The following is a 14,449-nucleotide window of genomic DNA, read 5'->3' on the forward strand; positions in this document are numbered from 1 at the left end:
CGCGAGCCGGTGATCGAATCATTGCAGAAGGACGCCCCGATTCGCCGTCGGACGTACGTTCGAGAGCGTCGCGCCGTCGTCGGCCTGATGCAGCCGACGTCACTGCCCGATCAACCGCGCGGAGCGGATCGCTCAGCCGAGCTCGATGCCGCGGGCCGCCATGAACGGGATCGCGTCGATCGCGGAACCGTCGATGCGGACCTCGTAGTGCAGGTGGCAGCCCGTCGAGGCGCCCGTCGAACCGACCGCGCCGATGAGCTGGCCCGCCGCGACCTTCTGGCCCGGTGCGACGAGGATGCCGCCGTCGATGAGGTGCGCGTACCCGGTCGAGACGCCCGAGCCGTGATCGATCAGGACCCAGTTGCCGTACGAGCCGTTGGGCCGGGCCTCGACGACGGTGCCGCCGGTCGCGGCGAACACCGGCGTGCGGCAGCCCGCGGCGAGGTCGGTGCCGCGGTGGAAGTCGTTGACGCCGGGCAGCGGCTTGTTGGGCCGCGGGCCGAAGCCGTCGGTGAGGTTGCTGTTCTCGACGGGGTTCGACCAGCCCTGGTCGCTGAGCTGCCCGGAGTCCTGCGGAAGCGTCTCGATGAAGGCGACGCTCGTCGAGGCCACGCGCGTCTTCAGCCCGGACAGGGCGGAGCGGGCCTTGCTCACGGCGCGCTCGGCGTCGTCGACCTTCTCCTCCGCGGCGTCGATGTCGATCTCGTCGACCGCGGCCCACGCCTCCTCGGCTCGCGCCTCGGCCGCATCTGCCTCGGCGTCGCGCTTCGCGGTGATCTCGAGCAGCTGGTCGGCGTCACCGGCGATGTCGGAGATGCGGGCGACTCCGCCGAGCCCGGCGAGCAGGTCGCCGCCCGAGCCGATGGCGGCGCTCATGGAGTTGAGGGAGGCGTTGCTGCCCTTCGACGCGGCGAGGTAGCCCGCCGCGGCGACGTCGGCGTCATGCCTGGCGTCGTCGGCGATCGACTGCATGCGCTCCGCGATGCCGCGCGCGACCTCGCGGGTCGACTTCAGGGCAGCGAGCTCGGCCTCGGCGTCGCGCAGTGCGGCGACCGCACGGTCGAGTCGGGCGCGCGCCTGGAGCAGGGGACCGACGTTCGAGTCGGTCGTCGTCGAGATGCGGGCGAACGGGCCGTCGCCGATGAGGATGACCGGCGCGCTGGGCGCCGTGGTCGGCTTCGGCGCGGGCTGCTGGGTGCCCGGCGCGGGCGTCGGCGTCGGAGTGGGCGTCGGCGTCGGAGTGGGAGTCGGCGTCGGGGTCGGAGTGGGCGTCGGCGTGGGCTCGGGCGTCGGCTCCGGAGTGAGAGTCGGCGTCGGCTCCTCGGTCGGCGTCGGCTCCTCGGTCGGCGTGGGCTCCTCAGTCGGCGTCGGCTCTTCGGTCGGCGTCTCTTCGGCGGGTGCCTCGGTCTCGGCCGAGGAATCGCTCGTCTCGGTCGTGGAGGTCTCGGTCGTCGCCGTCTCGGTCGCCTCGACCGGGGCGACCTCTTCGGCCACCGCAGCAGGAACCGCGTTCATGCCGATCAGCACCGCGATCGCGGCGGCCGCCACGGCAGTTCCGCTCGGCCGGGCGCGACGCGCTCGGAAGGGGTCTTTCGCGGTGAGACTGAAGCGGTGCGGCATTGGGTTCCGTTCGGGTTGCCGGGTTTTCGGGCCGACGTACCTCAGTCTTGCACCCGCGTCAGCGAGGCACAACCGCTCCGCGCGTCGCGGCCGTGCCCTCTTCGGGGGAGCCGGACGGCGCCGCAGCGGCCTCCCGGGCCCCGACGAAGGAGGGGCGATCCGCCGCGCGCACCGCCCCTCGGGACCCCGGCGATCGTCGCCGGGGCCGGTGTTCGCGGGCTCAGTCGAGCGCGCCCACGGGCGCTGCCGCGCGTGCGGCGACCTCGCCCGACAGCACCGCCGCGGTGATCGCCTCGATCTCGGGGGAGAGGTGACGGTCGGGGCCGGGGCCCGCGCCGAGCGACTCGGTGAGTGCGACGACGGCGCCGGTCGGCGCTCCGGGCTCGAGCGGGGCGCGCAGCGCGAGTCCGCGTGCGGCGGTCATCACCTCGATCGCCAGCACCCGGGCGAGGCCGTCGATCGAGCGGCGGAGCTTGCGGGCGGCGGCCCAGCCCATCGAGACGTGGTCCTCCTGCATCGCCGACGACGGGATCGAGTCGACCGAGGCCGGCACGGCGAGGCGCTTCATCTCCGAGACGATGCCCGCCGCCGTGTACTGGGCGATCATCAGGCCCGAGTCGACGCCGACCTCGTGGGCGAGGAACGGCGGCAGCCCCTGGTTGCGGGCCCGGTCGAGGAACCGGTCGGTGCGCCGTTCGCTCATCGAGGCGACGTCGGCCGCGGCGATCGCGAGGAAGTCGAGCACGTACGCGACGGGTGCGCCGTGGAAGTTGCCGTTCGACTCGACGCGCCCGTCCTTCGTGAGCACGGGGTTGTCGATCGCGCTCGCGAGCTCGGCCTCGGCGACCGAGATCGCGTGGGCGAGCGTGTCGCGGGCGGCGCCGTGCACCTGCGGGGCGCAGCGCAGCGAGTAGGCGTCCTGCACGCGGCCGTCCTCGGGGCCCTTGTGCGAGTGCACGATGGGGGACTCGGCGAGGAGCTTGCGGAAGTTCGCGGCCGAGATCGCCTGGCCGCGCTGCGGGCGCAGCTCGTGCAGGTCGGCGGCGAAGACGGCGTCGGTGCCCATGAGCCCCTCGACGCTCATCGCGGCCGAGACATCGGCGGTCGTGAGCAGCAGGCGGAGGTCGTCGATCGCGAGGGCGAGCATGCCGAGCATGCCGTCGGTGCCGTTGATGAGGGCGAGGCCCTCCTTCTCGCCGAGGTGGAGCGGCGTGATGCCGGCCGCCGAGAGCGCCGACGAGGCATCCATGAGCTCGCCCGCGGCGTCGCGCACCTCGCCCTCGCCCATCGCGACGAGCGCGCAGTGCGCGAGGGGGGCGAGGTCGCCCGAGCAGCCGAGCGAGCCGTACTCGCGCACGACGGGCGTGATGCCGGCGTTGAGGATCGCCGCGTAGGTCTCGGCGGTCTCGCGGCGCACGCCCGTGCGGCCGGTCATGAGGGTCGAGAGGCGCAGCAGCATGAGGGCGCGCACGACCTCGCGCTCGACCTCGGCACCCGAGCCCGCGGCGTGCGAGCGCACGAGGCTCGCCTGGAGCTGCGCGCGGCGGTCGTCGGCGATGAAGGTCGTCGCGAGGGCGCCGAACCCGGTGGAGATGCCGTAGTGCGGGTTCGGGTCGGCGGCGAGGCCGTCGATGATCGCACGGCTCGCCGACACCTCGGCGAGGGCGGCCTCGTCGAGCACGATGGATGCCCCGTGGCGGGCCACGGCGACGACGTCGTCGATGCTCAGGCCGGCGATGCCGACGGTGACGGCCGTGGGGGTCGAGGTCGCGTTGCTGCTCATGTCTGATATTCCACCTCGCGGATGCCTCGCGCGGGAGGCACGATCGGGCGTGGCTGTCTGGCATCCCGGACGATAGGGTCGCCGTATGGCGACATCGAAGGTGCCGGCGGCCGACCAGACGCTCGCGATCCTCGCGCATCTCGCCGCGCAGCGCGGGCCGGTGCCCGCCGCCACCATCGCGCAGGCGCTCGAGCTGCCGCGCTCGACCGTCTACCACCTGCTCGCCGTCATGCAGGAGCGCGGGTTCGTGGTGCACCTCCCCGAGGAGCGGCGCTACGGGCTCGGCATCGCCGCGTTCGAGCTCTCGAGCGGATTCAGCCGCCAGCAACCGCTCGCGCGGCTCGGCGGGCCGCTCGTCGCCGGGCTCGTCGACCGGCTCGGCGAGAGCGGGCACCTCGCCGTGCTCCACGGGCACGACGTGCTCTACCTCGTCGAGGAGCGGGCCCCGCGGCGGCCCTCGCTCGTCACCGACGTCGGCGTGCGGCTGCCCGCGCACCTCACCGCGACGGGGCGGGCGATGCTCGCCGCGCTGCCGCCCGCGCAGCTGCGCGCGCTCTACCCCGACCGGGCCGCCTTCGCCTGGCGCGGAGCCCCGAACGAGACGGGGGAGTGGCGGTACGGCCGCCTCAAGCAGGTGCTGCAGCGGGTGCGCGAGGCGGGCTGGGCCGCCGAGGACGGCGAGGTCACCGAAGGGCTCGCCTCGGTCGGCGCGGCGGTGCTCGACCACGTCGGCTGGCCGGCCGCCGCGATCGCGGTCACCTATCGGGCCGACTCGGATGCCGCGGCCCACGCCGACGAGATCGCCGCCGCCGTCCGTTCGGCGGCCGCCGAGCTCTCGCGCCGCATCGGCGCCGCGCGTTGACCGTGCCGCGTCGACCGTCCCGCCCCGACCGCCCCGCGCGTCGATCGACGATGTCCGGATACTGTCGGTCGGCGTCGGTTTCCGACGAGTCGCGGAGGCGCCTCCGCCGGTAGCGTGGCGGCATGACGGCTTACGAGGTACTGGAGATCGGCGCACTCGACGAGTGGCGTGCACACCACGGCGGGTTCCGCCCCGACAGCTCGCGCGACGGTCGGCGGGTGGTCGACCACGACCTCGCCATGCAGTACATCGGACTCACAGCGAACGCCCTCGAACCGGGTGAGCAGGCGGGCTACTGGCACACCCACGCGCGCATCGAGGAGCTCTACGTCTTCCTCTCGGGGCGCGGCCAGATGGGACTCGACGACGAGGTGGTCGAGGTCGGCCCGGGCACCGTCGTGCGCGTCGGCCAGGACGTCGCGCGCACCTGGCGCTGCGCCCCCGACGGCACCGAGCAGCTGCGCTGGCTCTGCATCCGCGCCGGCGGCGGCGAGCTGCCGCACCTCCCCGACGACTCGGCGCGACTGCCCGAGCGGGCGATGCCCTGGTAGCTCCGGGCGCCTGATCGCCCGGTGCGGCGTCAGGCGCGCGGCGTGAGCCAGCGGTGCAGCCGGCGGGTGACCCACGGCAGCACCCAGTACGTCATGATCGGCGTGAGGATGAGCGTCGTCACGAGCGCGCGCAGCCAGATCGGCAGCTCGCCGAAGCCCGGCACCGGCGATACGAGGTACGAGAACGCCAGGTTCACGGGGAAGAAGCCCAGCCAGATGGTGACGGCCTGCTTCCATCGCGGCGGGGCGGGCGGCGGCGAGGCCTCGTCGAGGGGTGCGCCCGAGGCATCCGCCGCGGGGATCGACCCGGTGGCCGGGTCGTCGAACCAGCCCTCGATGCCGGTGCGCCGCTTGCTGCGCTCGGAGCGCACGAAGCCCTCGCCCATCGACAGCCACCAGGTGCGCTCGCCCGACCGCTCCCAGGCCTCGAGCGCGTCTTCGCTCGCGAAGCGGTAGAGCATGTGCCAGACCTGCGACGACTCGCCGGCGCGCACCCAGCCCGAGCCGAGGAAGCCCGGGTACTTGTTCGCGAGGTTGACGCCCGTCTGCACCCATGCGGTGGCCTCGGCGATGTGCGCGGGGTCGACCTCGCGGCGGATCGAGACGGTGATGGGTTCGGACATGCGTGTTCCTCGGGTTCCGGGTGCTCGTGGCAGGGGAAGCGGGCGGGTCGGCGGTGCGGGGTGTCGCGCGCCGACTGTCGAGTGTAGTTCGAGGATGTTTCGCGTTCGTGACGCCGCTAGCGTTGACGCGTGATCAGACTGCTCTGCTTCGCCCTCCTGGGTGCCGTGGTCGCCGGCGGCGTGGCCTGGATCGTGTCGGCCGACGAGGCCTGGGCGGGCCTCGTCATCCCGTGCTTCATCACGCTCAGCGTGCTCACCCCCATCGTGCTCGCCGTGCGCGGCGTCGCGGGCGCAGGGCTCGGCGCGCTCGCCGGGCCGCCGAACGCCGACGAGCTCGCCGCGGCCGAGGCGCAGGGGCGGCTCGCGCTCGCGCGGGTGAAGGCCATCAGCCGCACCGGCACCATGATCAACGACCAGCCCGTGTGCGACCTCGACCTCGTGGTGGTGCCCCGATTCGGCCGGCCCTTCGAGGTGCGCACGCGCCGGATCGTCGACCTCGTCGAGATCCCCCGGCTGCAGCCCGAGGGCGTCGTCGTCGTGCTCATGCGCGAGCAGGCGCCGTCGCCGGTCACGATCGTGATGGACCCGCCCGACGACTGGGTGCTGCTGGCGCAGTCCGACGAGCGGGTGCGCACGACCCGAAGCGCCGACCCGTTCGTGCCCGCGCCCGAGGCCGGGAAGGACGCGAGGACGGGGCTGCGGAGGATCCCCGCGCCGCTGTACCTCGTGGCGGCCCTCGCGGGTGCCGCCCTCGCACTGATCCCCGCGTATCCGACCATCGCCGCGCTCGCGACCGGCGGGACGACGCTGGGCGAGGTGCGCCACGCCTCCTCCGAGGAGGGGCGTGCGGAGTCCGACGCCGAGGCCGAGGCGGCCGCGGGCATGTTCGTGGGGGAGAACGCCCGCGTCGCGGTCGACGTGCTGATCGAGGGGCTCGACTCGAACGACGTGACCCAGCTCGTGTTCTGGGCGGCGAACCTCTCGGCGACGGCGCCGAGCGCCCCCGGCGCCGGCACGCTCGACGGCTACCACGTGATCGACGGCGAGTTCGAGAACACCGGCCCCGCGGGAAGCCAGCCCGACCCGGGCGCGCTCGAGCTCATGCTCTTCGACGCGACCGCCGTCGACACGGGGCGGTTCCCCGAGCTGATCGCCGAGGCGCAGCGGCTGAGCGGGCTCGACGAGCTCGATCCCGAACAGGACCAGTGGGTGTACGTCTCGCGCTCGGGGTCGTCGGAGACGGGGGCGCCGCCCGTCGTCGTCGACGTGCCCGTGTACGGCGAGTACTACGACGCCTGGGTCACCTTCTCGCTCGAGGGCGAGGTGCTCTCGATGCGCGGCGGAGCCCCGGGGTCGGCGAGCTACGAGGCCGAGAACGGCGCCGGCTGACCGGTCGGGTCGGAGTCGGAGCCGGAGTCGGGCCGCTCGGTCGGTGACGGCCGGTCGGCGGGGTCGGGCATGAGCACGGTCGAGAGCATGACGGTGCGGACGTCGCTCGCGTCGGAACCCGGTGCGGCGTCGGCGGCGGCCGCCCCGGCGGGCGGCGTCAGGTAGGGCGCGAGGAGCTCGCCGAGCCCGGCCTGGATCCGGGCGAGGTCGTCGGGGCCGACGTGCAGGCGAACCTGCCCGAAGCCGAGGTGCTCGCGGAACCCGGGGATCGCCGAGGCGCGGTCGAAGTCCTCGCCGAGGTGCGCCAGGAAGGTCAGGAACGACTGCTGCAGCTCGCGGTCGCCCATCTGCCGGAGCTCGTCGTGGTCGACGTGCGCCATGCGCTCGCCGAGGGCGAAGGTGCGTTCGACGGCGCCGCGGATGCGCCGCTCGTCGACGACGGCGATGAGGCCGGCGTCGACGAGGGCGGCGACATGGCGGTAGAGCGTCGCCTGGGCGACGTCGGGCAGTGCGTTGCGCAGGTCGGAGGTCGTCACCCGGCGTCCGTCGCCGAGCTGCTGGATGATCCGCAGCCGGACCGGGTGCATGACGACGTCGGCGATCGGCGAGACCTTGCGCACGGCTGACCCTTCCCATTATTCTCACGATGAGAACATTCTCAATACCTGAACGAAGTATCCCACCGAAGGGCAACCCCATGAACTCCACCGCGATCGAGGTCGCCGGGCTGTCGAAGCGCTTCGGCGACGTCGACGCCGTGCGCGAGGCCACCTTCCGCGCCGAGCCGGGCCGCGTCACCGGATTCCTCGGCCCGAACGGCGCGGGCAAGTCGACGACGCTCGCCATGCTGCTCGGGCTGACCCGGCCCGATGCGGGCTCGGCACGCATCGGCGGCGCGGCGTACCGCGAGCTCGCCGACCCGAGCGGCACGGTCGGCGCCGTGCTCGACGCGGCGGGCGCGCATCCCTCGATGACGGGCCGCGGCCACCTCGGGGCGTACGCCGAGCTCGGCGGTCACCCGCGGGCCCGGGTCGACGAGGTCGCGGCGACGACGGGCATCGTCGAGTACCTCGACCGGCGCATCCGCGGCTACTCGACGGGCATGCGGCGCCGCCTCGCCCTCGCGACCGCGCTGCTCGGCGACCCGTCGGTGCTCGTGCTCGACGAGCCGTCGAACGGGCTCGACCCGGCCGGCATCGTCTGGCTGCGCGAGTTCCTCCGCGCCTTCGCGGCGCGCGGCGGCACGGTGCTCATCTCGAGCCACGTGCTGACCGAGCTCCAGCACGGCATCGACGACCTCGTGCTCATCGACCGTGGCCGGGTCGCCTGGTCGGGCCCCCTCGACGACTTCACCGCGTCCGCCTCGAGCCTCGAGGCGGCCTTCCTCGCCCACACCATGGAGGTGCACCCGTGACCGCACTCGTCCGAGGCGAACTCGCCAAGCTGCTCGCCACCCGGCTGCCGCTCGCCGCCCTGCTCACCGCGCTCGGCTGCGGATTCGGGTTCACCGCGCTGCTCGCGCTCGTCGGGCCCGGCGAGTCGACCACGCCGCTGCCGGGCATCGAGACGACCGAGGGCGTCGGGCTCGTCGTGGGCATGGGCGGCCTGCTGCTGTTCGTGCCCGCGCTGATCGGCACGGTCGCCGTCACCGGCGAGTACCGCCACCGCACGATCGGCACGACGTTCCTGACCGTCCCGCGGCGTGGCCGGGTGCTCGTCGCGAAGCTGCTCGTGTTCGGCGGGCTCGGCCTCGCCTACGGCGCGGCCGCCGCGCTCGGCACGGCGGTCGCCCTCCTCGCCGCCGCGGCGGTGCGCGGGGTGTCGCTCGGCGTGCCGGCTGGGGCGCTCGCCGTGATGCTCGCCCAGCTCGCGCTCGCCGCGGCCGTCTACTCGGTGCTCGGCGTCGCGATCGGCGCGCTCGCCCGCAACCAGCTGCTCGCCGTCGGCATCGTGCTCGGGTACTTCTACTTCCTCGAGCACGTGCTGCTGCTCATCCCGGGGGTCAACGTGATCCACCCGTTCCTCCCCGGCGGTGCGACGGCCGCGCTGACCGACTTCACGTTCCTCAGCGAGGCGATCGGCGAGCAGCTCCCGATCTCGATGCCCGTGGCGACCTCGCCCGCGATCGGCGCCCTCGTGCTGCTGGGGTACGCGGCGGTCGCCGCCGTGGTCGCGGTCGCCGTGCCGTTGCGGCGCGACGTGCGCTAGCTACCGCGTCTCGCCGCCCAGCTGCCCGAGCAGGGCCGCCGCCGGGGCCGACAGCGGCTCGCCGCCGCGCCACACCGCCCGGAGCCGTCGGCCGAGGTCGAGGCCGTCGACGGGCACCTCGACGAGTTCACCGCGGGCGATCCACGGCCGTGCGGCGAGCTCGCTGAGCACCGCAGGTCCGGCGCCGGAGGCGGCCGAGATGAGCACGGCGGCGTTGCTCGACAGCACCATCGCCGGTGCCGCGAGCTCGCGCCCCGCCGGGCTCGCGAGCGGGCCGAGCGCCTCCGCGAGCGTCGAACGCGTGCCCGAGCCCGCCTCCCGGGTCACGAGCGGCGTCGAGGCGAGCTCGTCGGGGGTGACGTGCGTGCGTCTCGTCCACGGGTGGGCGGGGGCGACGACCACCACGAGCCGGTCGCGGGCGACGATGCGACTGCGCGTGCCGCGCGGCACCGAGGGGGACTCGACGAAGCCCAGCTCGATCTCGCGGGCCGCCAGCAGCTCGAACACCTGGGTCGAGTTCTCGACGCGCACCCTGACGTCGAGCTCGGGATGCGCGTGCCGCAGCCCGGCGATCCAGGCGGGCAGCAGGTACTCGGCGACGGTGAGGCTCGCCGCGAGGTCGAGCCGTGCCTCGTGCCGATCGCGCAGGGCGGTGGCGGTGGCGAGGAGCTCGGCGGCCCCGTCGACGAGGCGCCCGGCGAGCTCGGCGACGACGAGCCCGTCGGCGGTGAGCCGCGACCCGCGCGGGTGCCGCTCGACGAGCGTGAGCCCGAGGTTGCGTTCGAGGTTCGCGAGGGAGCGGCTGGCGTTCGGCTGCGCCATGCCGACGGCACGGGCGGCGGCGCCGAGGCTGCCGTGCGTGCCGACTGCGGCGAGCAGCTCGAGCACGGGGAGCTCGGGCCAGCGAGAAGGCATATCTGCATGATATGCCTCGATGCCGGAATGACGGCTACTGCGCGACCGACGCCGCTGGGAGGGTGGAGGAATGCTCCACCCCGCACCACCGCCTCAGCGCTCGCTCGCCGAGCGCCTCGGCACCCGGCTCCGCCTGCTCGCCCCCGGCCTCGCGCTCTGCGCCGTCGCCGCGGGCCTCGCCCTCGCCGGGACGCTCGTCCTCCCGACGCTGAGCGCCCTGCTCACGGCCATCGTGCTGGGGGTGCTGCTGCGCAACCTCGTTCCCCTCTCGCCGCGGTTCGAGCCCGGCCTCGCCTTCGCGGCGAAGCCGCTGCTCCGCCTCGGCATCGTGCTGCTGGGCCTGCAGCTCGTGCTCGGCGACATCCTCGCCCTCGGACCCGGCATGATTGCCGTCGTCATCGCGATCGTCGCGGGCGGCATCGGCGCGACCCTCCTCATCGGCCGCTGGCTCGGCATCGGTGCGACCCAGCGCCTGCTCATCGCGTGCGGCTTCTCGATCTGCGGCGCGGCCGCCGTCGCCGCCGTCGACGGCGTGGTCGACGCCGACGAGGAGGAGGTCGTCACCGCCGTCGCGCTCGTCGTGATCTTCGGCACGCTGATGATCCCGCTCGTGCCGTTCGTGGCCGGCCTCATCGGCCTCGACGAGCGGCAGGCCGGCATGTGGGCGGGCGGCTCGATCCACGAGGTCGCCCAGGTCGTCGCCGTCGGCGGGGCGCTCGGCGGCACGGCGCTCGGCGTCGCGGTCGTCGTCAAGCTCGCGCGCGTGCTCATGCTCGCCCCGGTGATGGCCGTCATCGGCATCCAGCGGCGCCGCGCCCTCGCGACGACCGAGGGCGGGCACGGCGCGGATGCCCCGGGCCGCCGCCGAGCCGCGAAGCAGCCCCCGCTCGTGCCCCTCTTCGTCGTCGGCTTCATCGTGATGGTCGTCATCCGATCGCTCGGCGTGGTGCCGCCCGCCGTCGTCGCGGGTGCGGGCGTCGCGCAGACGGTCCTGCTCGCCGCCGCGATGTTCGCCCTCGGCACCGGGGTGCGGTTCAGCATGTTCCGCCGCGTCGGCGTGCGCCCGTTCGCCCTCGCGGGCGCGTCGACGGTCGTCGTCGGCGGCATCGCGCTCGCCGGGGTCGCGCTCGTCGCCTGACCCCGGCCCTGCCCGCCCGTTCAGTCCTCGAGCCGCATGTGGCGCGAGGCCTGCTCGTCGCGCTGGCGCTGCTCGCGGTTCTTCGCGATGACCCGGTCGTCGCGGAGCGGCAGCTGCACCCGCTCCTCGGCGATGATGCCCGCGCGCAGCTGGCGCGCGCGCTCGACCTCGGTGTCGAGCACGCCGCCGAACAGCAGCGCGAGGTTCGACAGCCAGACCCACAGCAGGAACGCGATCACCCCGCCGAGGGCGCCGTAGGTGCGCTCGTAGGCGCCCACGCCGAAGACGTAGAGGCCGAAGAGCGTCGTGACGATGACCCACGCGAGCAGCGCCGCGACCGCGCCGACGCTGAACCAGCGGAGGTGTCGTCGCTTCACGTTCGGAGCCGCCCAGTAGAGGAGGGCGATGAGCGCGACGCCGATCGCCGCCAGTACCGGCACCTTGCCGAGATCCCACCAGAACGCGACGCCCTCGTCGAGCCCGAGCACGCGGGCGAGCGCCTCGGCCACCGGCCCCGAGACGACCAGCCCGATCGCCGCCAGGGCGGCGAGCACCACGACGATCGCCGAGACCGCGAGCGTCGCGGGACGCATCGCCCAGAACGGGCGGCCCTCCTCGACCTCGTAGATGCGGTTGAGGCCCCGGCCGAGCGAGCCGACGTAGCCCGAGGTCGCCCAGAGCAGGCCGACCAGACCCGTCGCGAACGCGAGTCCGGCGTGCGAGGCGTCGAGCAGCTGCTCGAGCGGGGTGCTCAGGGCGGCGGCGATCTCGTCGCCGCCGAGTTCGTCGAGCACGTCGAGGAAGACGCCGACCGCGGTCTCGGCGCTGCCGAAGATGCCGATCGCCGCGAGCACCGCGAGCAGGCCGGGGAGGGTCGCCAGCACCGCGTAGAAGGTGAGTGCCGCCGCGATGTCCTGCACCTGGTTGATGCGGTACTCGTGCACGGTGCGGGTGAGGACGACCCGCCAGTCCTCGCTCGACAGGCGCACGGGTGAGTCGTGGTCGGGCATGCGGGTCTCCGATCGGGGCTGTGCCGAGCCTAGGGGGTGCGGTGCGCGGGCGGGAGGGGGTTGCGCCTCCGGCGCGTTCGACACGGCGCCGCTCGTGGGCGAAGATATGCCGACGGCCACCGCCGCACGCGACCGACGCCCACTCGACTCGAACCCGAACGACAGACCGGAGCCGCAGCCATGTACGACGCCCCCCGCCCCGACCGGGCGGCCTATCAGCTGAACCCGCTTCGGGTGCGCAGGGCCGCGCTGAAGGTCGCCTTCGTGCTCGTCACGGGCGGCCTGGTCCTCGCCGTCATCGCGGGGCTCTCGGGGGCCGGGCTCGGCGGCACGATCACGCAGGTCGCGCTCGAGGCCGCCTGGTGGATCATGCTCGCGAGGTGCCTGCGCTCCGAGGAGGAGGAGCTCGACCCCTCGCGACCGTGGTGGCAGGCGACCTACCGGCCGACGGCGAGCTTCGCGATCACCGCGTACTTCGCGTTCGGGGTCGCCTTCGCGACGATCAACTTCATCCCGGTCGCCGCGTACCTGCCGATGGACGACGTGCTCGGCTTCGTCGTCCGCCAGGTCGTGAACGTCGTGCTCGGACTCTTCTACCTGCACTCGGCCGTGCGGCTGAAGATCCGCGAGCTGCGGCGACGGGCCGACGGCGCCGGTCGCTGACGCGAACGCCTCGCGCCCGCACGGCGGCGGCGGCGGGGCGCGGCGTGGCGCGGCGCGTGCAGAATTCAGGATGACTCGGCCGCCACGCCGCCTCGAGTATCGCCGCGAGCGGCGTGTCGCGCGAGGCATCCTGCATTCTGCACATCTGATGCCGCCGCCGGGCGACCGGAGGACCGGAGAGCCGGCCGCCGGTCACCGCAGCCGGAGGACGAGCGCGGCGCGCACGCGTCGCCCGAGCCACGAGCGCAGTCGAGGCCCCGTGAGGGCGAGCACCAGCAGGGTCAGCGCGATGGCGGCCGGCCAGGGCGAGAATCCCGCGACGAGCAGCACCACGACGCCCGCCACGGCGCAGACCGCGTCGATGGCGGTCGTCGCGGCGCCGGCGGGGGCGCCGGCGCGGGGCGCGCGCGAGCCGGCGCCGGCAGTCGCATCGGCGACGGCTGCGGGGGCGCGATCGGCACCGCGCACGCGGCCCGCCCCGGCCCGCTCGAACCGCGCGAAGACGAGCACGACCGCCGTGACCGCCACCGCGGCGACGACGAGCCAGACCGGGCGCGTCGCCCACCATCCGGCGGTGAGCGGCTCGGGCAGGGGCGACCCGGCGAGGGCGTTCGCGGCCAGAGCCGTACCGGCGAGGCCGACGAGCACCGGCATGTGCCAGAGGTAGACCGTCATCGCCCGTTCGCCGGCGAACGAGATCGCGCGCGAGGCATCCCGCTCGGCGACCCAGGCGCGGATGCGCGGGCGGGCGAGCTCGAACAGCGCGAGCTGCGCGACGCCGAGCACCACGAGGCAGAGGGTCGGCGGGTTGAGGTTCACGAGCATGTCGACCGGGTACGGTCCCATGACCGTGAGCACGGCGAGCAGCAGCAGCGACGCGCCGGCGAGGCCGAGGAGCGTGCGACGGGCGAGGCCGTGGAGTGCGCCGTCGGCGAGGTGGAAGCCGAGCTGGTGCACGAGCAGCCAGACGAACAGCAGGTTGAGGTAGCCGATCGGCTCGACGCCGGTCGAGATCCGCAGCGCGTCGACCGCGACGACGGCGCCGAGGAGCGCGAGCGGGGCGAGCACCGGCGCCCGCTCGTGCAGGCGCACGAGGAGCGGCACGAGCGCGGAGAGGCCGAGGTAGACGGCGAGGAACCAGAGCGGCTGCCCGATGCGGAACCCCGCGATGCCGACGATCTCGGCCGGCACGCCCGCGACCGTCAGCCCGACGAGCGCCGTCGCGACGACCGCGACGAGGGCGATCGCGGGGCGGACGAGCCGTTCGATGCGGGCCCGCACGTACTCCGACGCGGTGGCGCCCCGGGCGCGCATCGACCGCCAGTGCGTGATGCTCGAGAACCCGCCGACGATGAAGAAGAGCGGCATGATCTGCGCGACCCAGCTCACCGGGCCGAACCACGCCTGGCCCTCGAGCGCGTTCTCGAGCACCGGCCCGTCGGGGCCGACGCTCACGCCGACCATCATCGCGTGCAGCGCGAAGACGGCCGTGAGCAGCACCACGCGGATCGCGTCGATGCTCTCGTCGCGGCGCACGCCGGTCCGGGTGCGAACGGATGCCTCGGGGCGGGCCGCGAGCCGCGGGCGTTCGAGTGTCTCGGTCATGCCGAGAGGCTAGGAACGCGACGGCGGGTGAGGCATCACCCCGGCGAGGGGTTCACGGGCGGTACCCCGGTACTGCCCGTGA

14 protein-coding genes are annotated in these 14,449 nt (G+C 74.2%); 7 read left to right on the top strand and 7 right to left on the bottom strand.

All coding sequences use genetic code 11. The annotated features are described in order from the left end of the window. Positions 1 to 132: 132 nt before the first annotated feature. Together ACFVSL_RS17685 and hutH are read right to left on the bottom strand one after the other, a co-directional pair. Positions 133 to 1,548: a M23 family metallopeptidase gene (locus ACFVSL_RS17685; protein ID WP_386942299.1), complete on the bottom strand. Its 1,416-nt coding sequence runs from the start codon at positions 1,546 to 1,548 to the stop codon at positions 133 to 135. A 292-nt stretch (positions 1,549 to 1,840) separates the two neighbouring features. Continuing rightward, the gene (gene hutH, locus ACFVSL_RS17690) at positions 1,841 to 3,403 is read right to left on the bottom strand and encodes a histidine ammonia-lyase (RefSeq protein WP_386942300.1); all 1,563 of its coding nucleotides are present in this window, start codon (positions 3,401 to 3,403) and stop codon (positions 1,841 to 1,843) included. A gap of 85 nt (positions 3,404 to 3,488) precedes the next feature. Between hutH and ACFVSL_RS17695 the strand changes: the two genes are divergently transcribed. Beyond that, positions 3,489 to 4,265: an IclR family transcriptional regulator gene (locus tag ACFVSL_RS17695; RefSeq protein ID WP_386942301.1), complete on the top strand. Its 777-nt coding sequence runs from the start codon at positions 3,489 to 3,491 to the stop codon at positions 4,263 to 4,265. A 122-nt stretch (positions 4,266 to 4,387) separates the two neighbouring features. Continuing rightward, complete coding sequence (locus tag ACFVSL_RS17700) at positions 4,388 to 4,816, top strand: cupin domain-containing protein (RefSeq protein ID WP_386942302.1); 429 nt, start codon at positions 4,388 to 4,390, stop codon at positions 4,814 to 4,816. Positions 4,817 to 4,845: 29 nt separating this feature from the next. On the opposite strand, the gene ACFVSL_RS17705 is transcribed toward ACFVSL_RS17700, so the two are convergent. After that, the gene (locus ACFVSL_RS17705; RefSeq protein WP_386942303.1) at positions 4,846 to 5,439 is read right to left on the bottom strand and encodes an antibiotic biosynthesis monooxygenase; all 594 of its coding nucleotides are present in this window, start codon (positions 5,437 to 5,439) and stop codon (positions 4,846 to 4,848) included. 129 nt (positions 5,440 to 5,568) lie between these two features. On the opposite strand from ACFVSL_RS17705, the gene ACFVSL_RS17710 reads away from it, so the two are divergent. Beyond that, positions 5,569 to 6,828 (top strand): hypothetical protein, encoded by a 1,260-nt coding sequence (locus ACFVSL_RS17710; protein WP_386942304.1) that lies wholly within the window; start codon positions 5,569 to 5,571, stop codon positions 6,826 to 6,828. Here ACFVSL_RS17710 and ACFVSL_RS17715 read toward each other — a convergent pair. Next, the gene (locus ACFVSL_RS17715; protein WP_386942305.1) at positions 6,801 to 7,448 is read right to left on the bottom strand and encodes a helix-turn-helix domain-containing protein; all 648 of its coding nucleotides are present in this window, start codon (positions 7,446 to 7,448) and stop codon (positions 6,801 to 6,803) included. The genes ACFVSL_RS17710 and ACFVSL_RS17715 overlap by 28 nt on opposite strands. A 77-nt stretch (positions 7,449 to 7,525) precedes the next feature. On the opposite strand from ACFVSL_RS17715, the gene ACFVSL_RS17720 reads away from it, so the two are divergent. Both ACFVSL_RS17720 and ACFVSL_RS17725 read left to right on the top strand, forming a co-directional pair. Next, on the top strand, positions 7,526 to 8,242 hold the full coding sequence (locus tag ACFVSL_RS17720) for an ABC transporter ATP-binding protein (RefSeq protein WP_386942306.1): 717 nt from the start codon (positions 7,526 to 7,528) through the stop codon (positions 8,240 to 8,242). Continuing rightward, positions 8,239 to 9,036, top strand: coding sequence for an ABC transporter permease (locus tag ACFVSL_RS17725; protein WP_386942307.1), 798 nt, complete (start codon positions 8,239 to 8,241; stop codon positions 9,034 to 9,036). The genes ACFVSL_RS17720 and ACFVSL_RS17725 overlap by 4 nt, the downstream gene beginning before the upstream one ends. On the opposite strand, the gene ACFVSL_RS17730 is transcribed toward ACFVSL_RS17725, so the two are convergent. After that, positions 9,037 to 9,951, bottom strand: coding sequence for a LysR family transcriptional regulator (locus tag ACFVSL_RS17730; RefSeq protein WP_386942308.1), 915 nt, complete (start codon positions 9,949 to 9,951; stop codon positions 9,037 to 9,039). A gap of 70 nt (positions 9,952 to 10,021) precedes the next feature. Here ACFVSL_RS17730 and ACFVSL_RS17735 point away from each other — a divergent pair, with 70 nt between their 5' ends. Beyond that, complete coding sequence (locus ACFVSL_RS17735; RefSeq protein WP_386942309.1) at positions 10,022 to 11,089, top strand: YeiH family protein; 1,068 nt, start codon at positions 10,022 to 10,024, stop codon at positions 11,087 to 11,089. A 20-nt stretch (positions 11,090 to 11,109) separates the two neighbouring features. Here ACFVSL_RS17735 and ACFVSL_RS17740 read toward each other — a convergent pair whose 3' ends face one another. Then, positions 11,110 to 12,099: a YihY/virulence factor BrkB family protein gene (locus tag ACFVSL_RS17740; protein WP_386942310.1), complete on the bottom strand. Its 990-nt coding sequence runs from the start codon at positions 12,097 to 12,099 to the stop codon at positions 11,110 to 11,112. A 180-nt stretch (positions 12,100 to 12,279) separates the two neighbouring features. Here ACFVSL_RS17740 and ACFVSL_RS17745 point away from each other — a divergent pair, with 180 nt between their 5' ends. Next, positions 12,280 to 12,762, top strand: coding sequence for a hypothetical protein (locus ACFVSL_RS17745; RefSeq protein WP_386942311.1), 483 nt, complete (start codon positions 12,280 to 12,282; stop codon positions 12,760 to 12,762). Positions 12,763 to 12,954: 192 nt separating this feature from the next. Here ACFVSL_RS17745 and ACFVSL_RS17750 read toward each other — a convergent pair whose 3' ends face one another. Beyond that, entirely contained in the window at positions 12,955 to 14,367 is a 1,413-nt protein-coding gene (locus ACFVSL_RS17750) for an acyltransferase (RefSeq protein ID WP_386942312.1), read from the bottom strand. Between the last annotated feature and the right edge of the window lie 82 nt (positions 14,368 to 14,449).

The organism is Agromyces sp. NPDC058064, assembly GCF_042885275.1.
In the GTDB taxonomy this organism is placed as follows: domain Bacteria; phylum Actinomycetota; class Actinomycetes; order Actinomycetales; family Microbacteriaceae; genus Agromyces.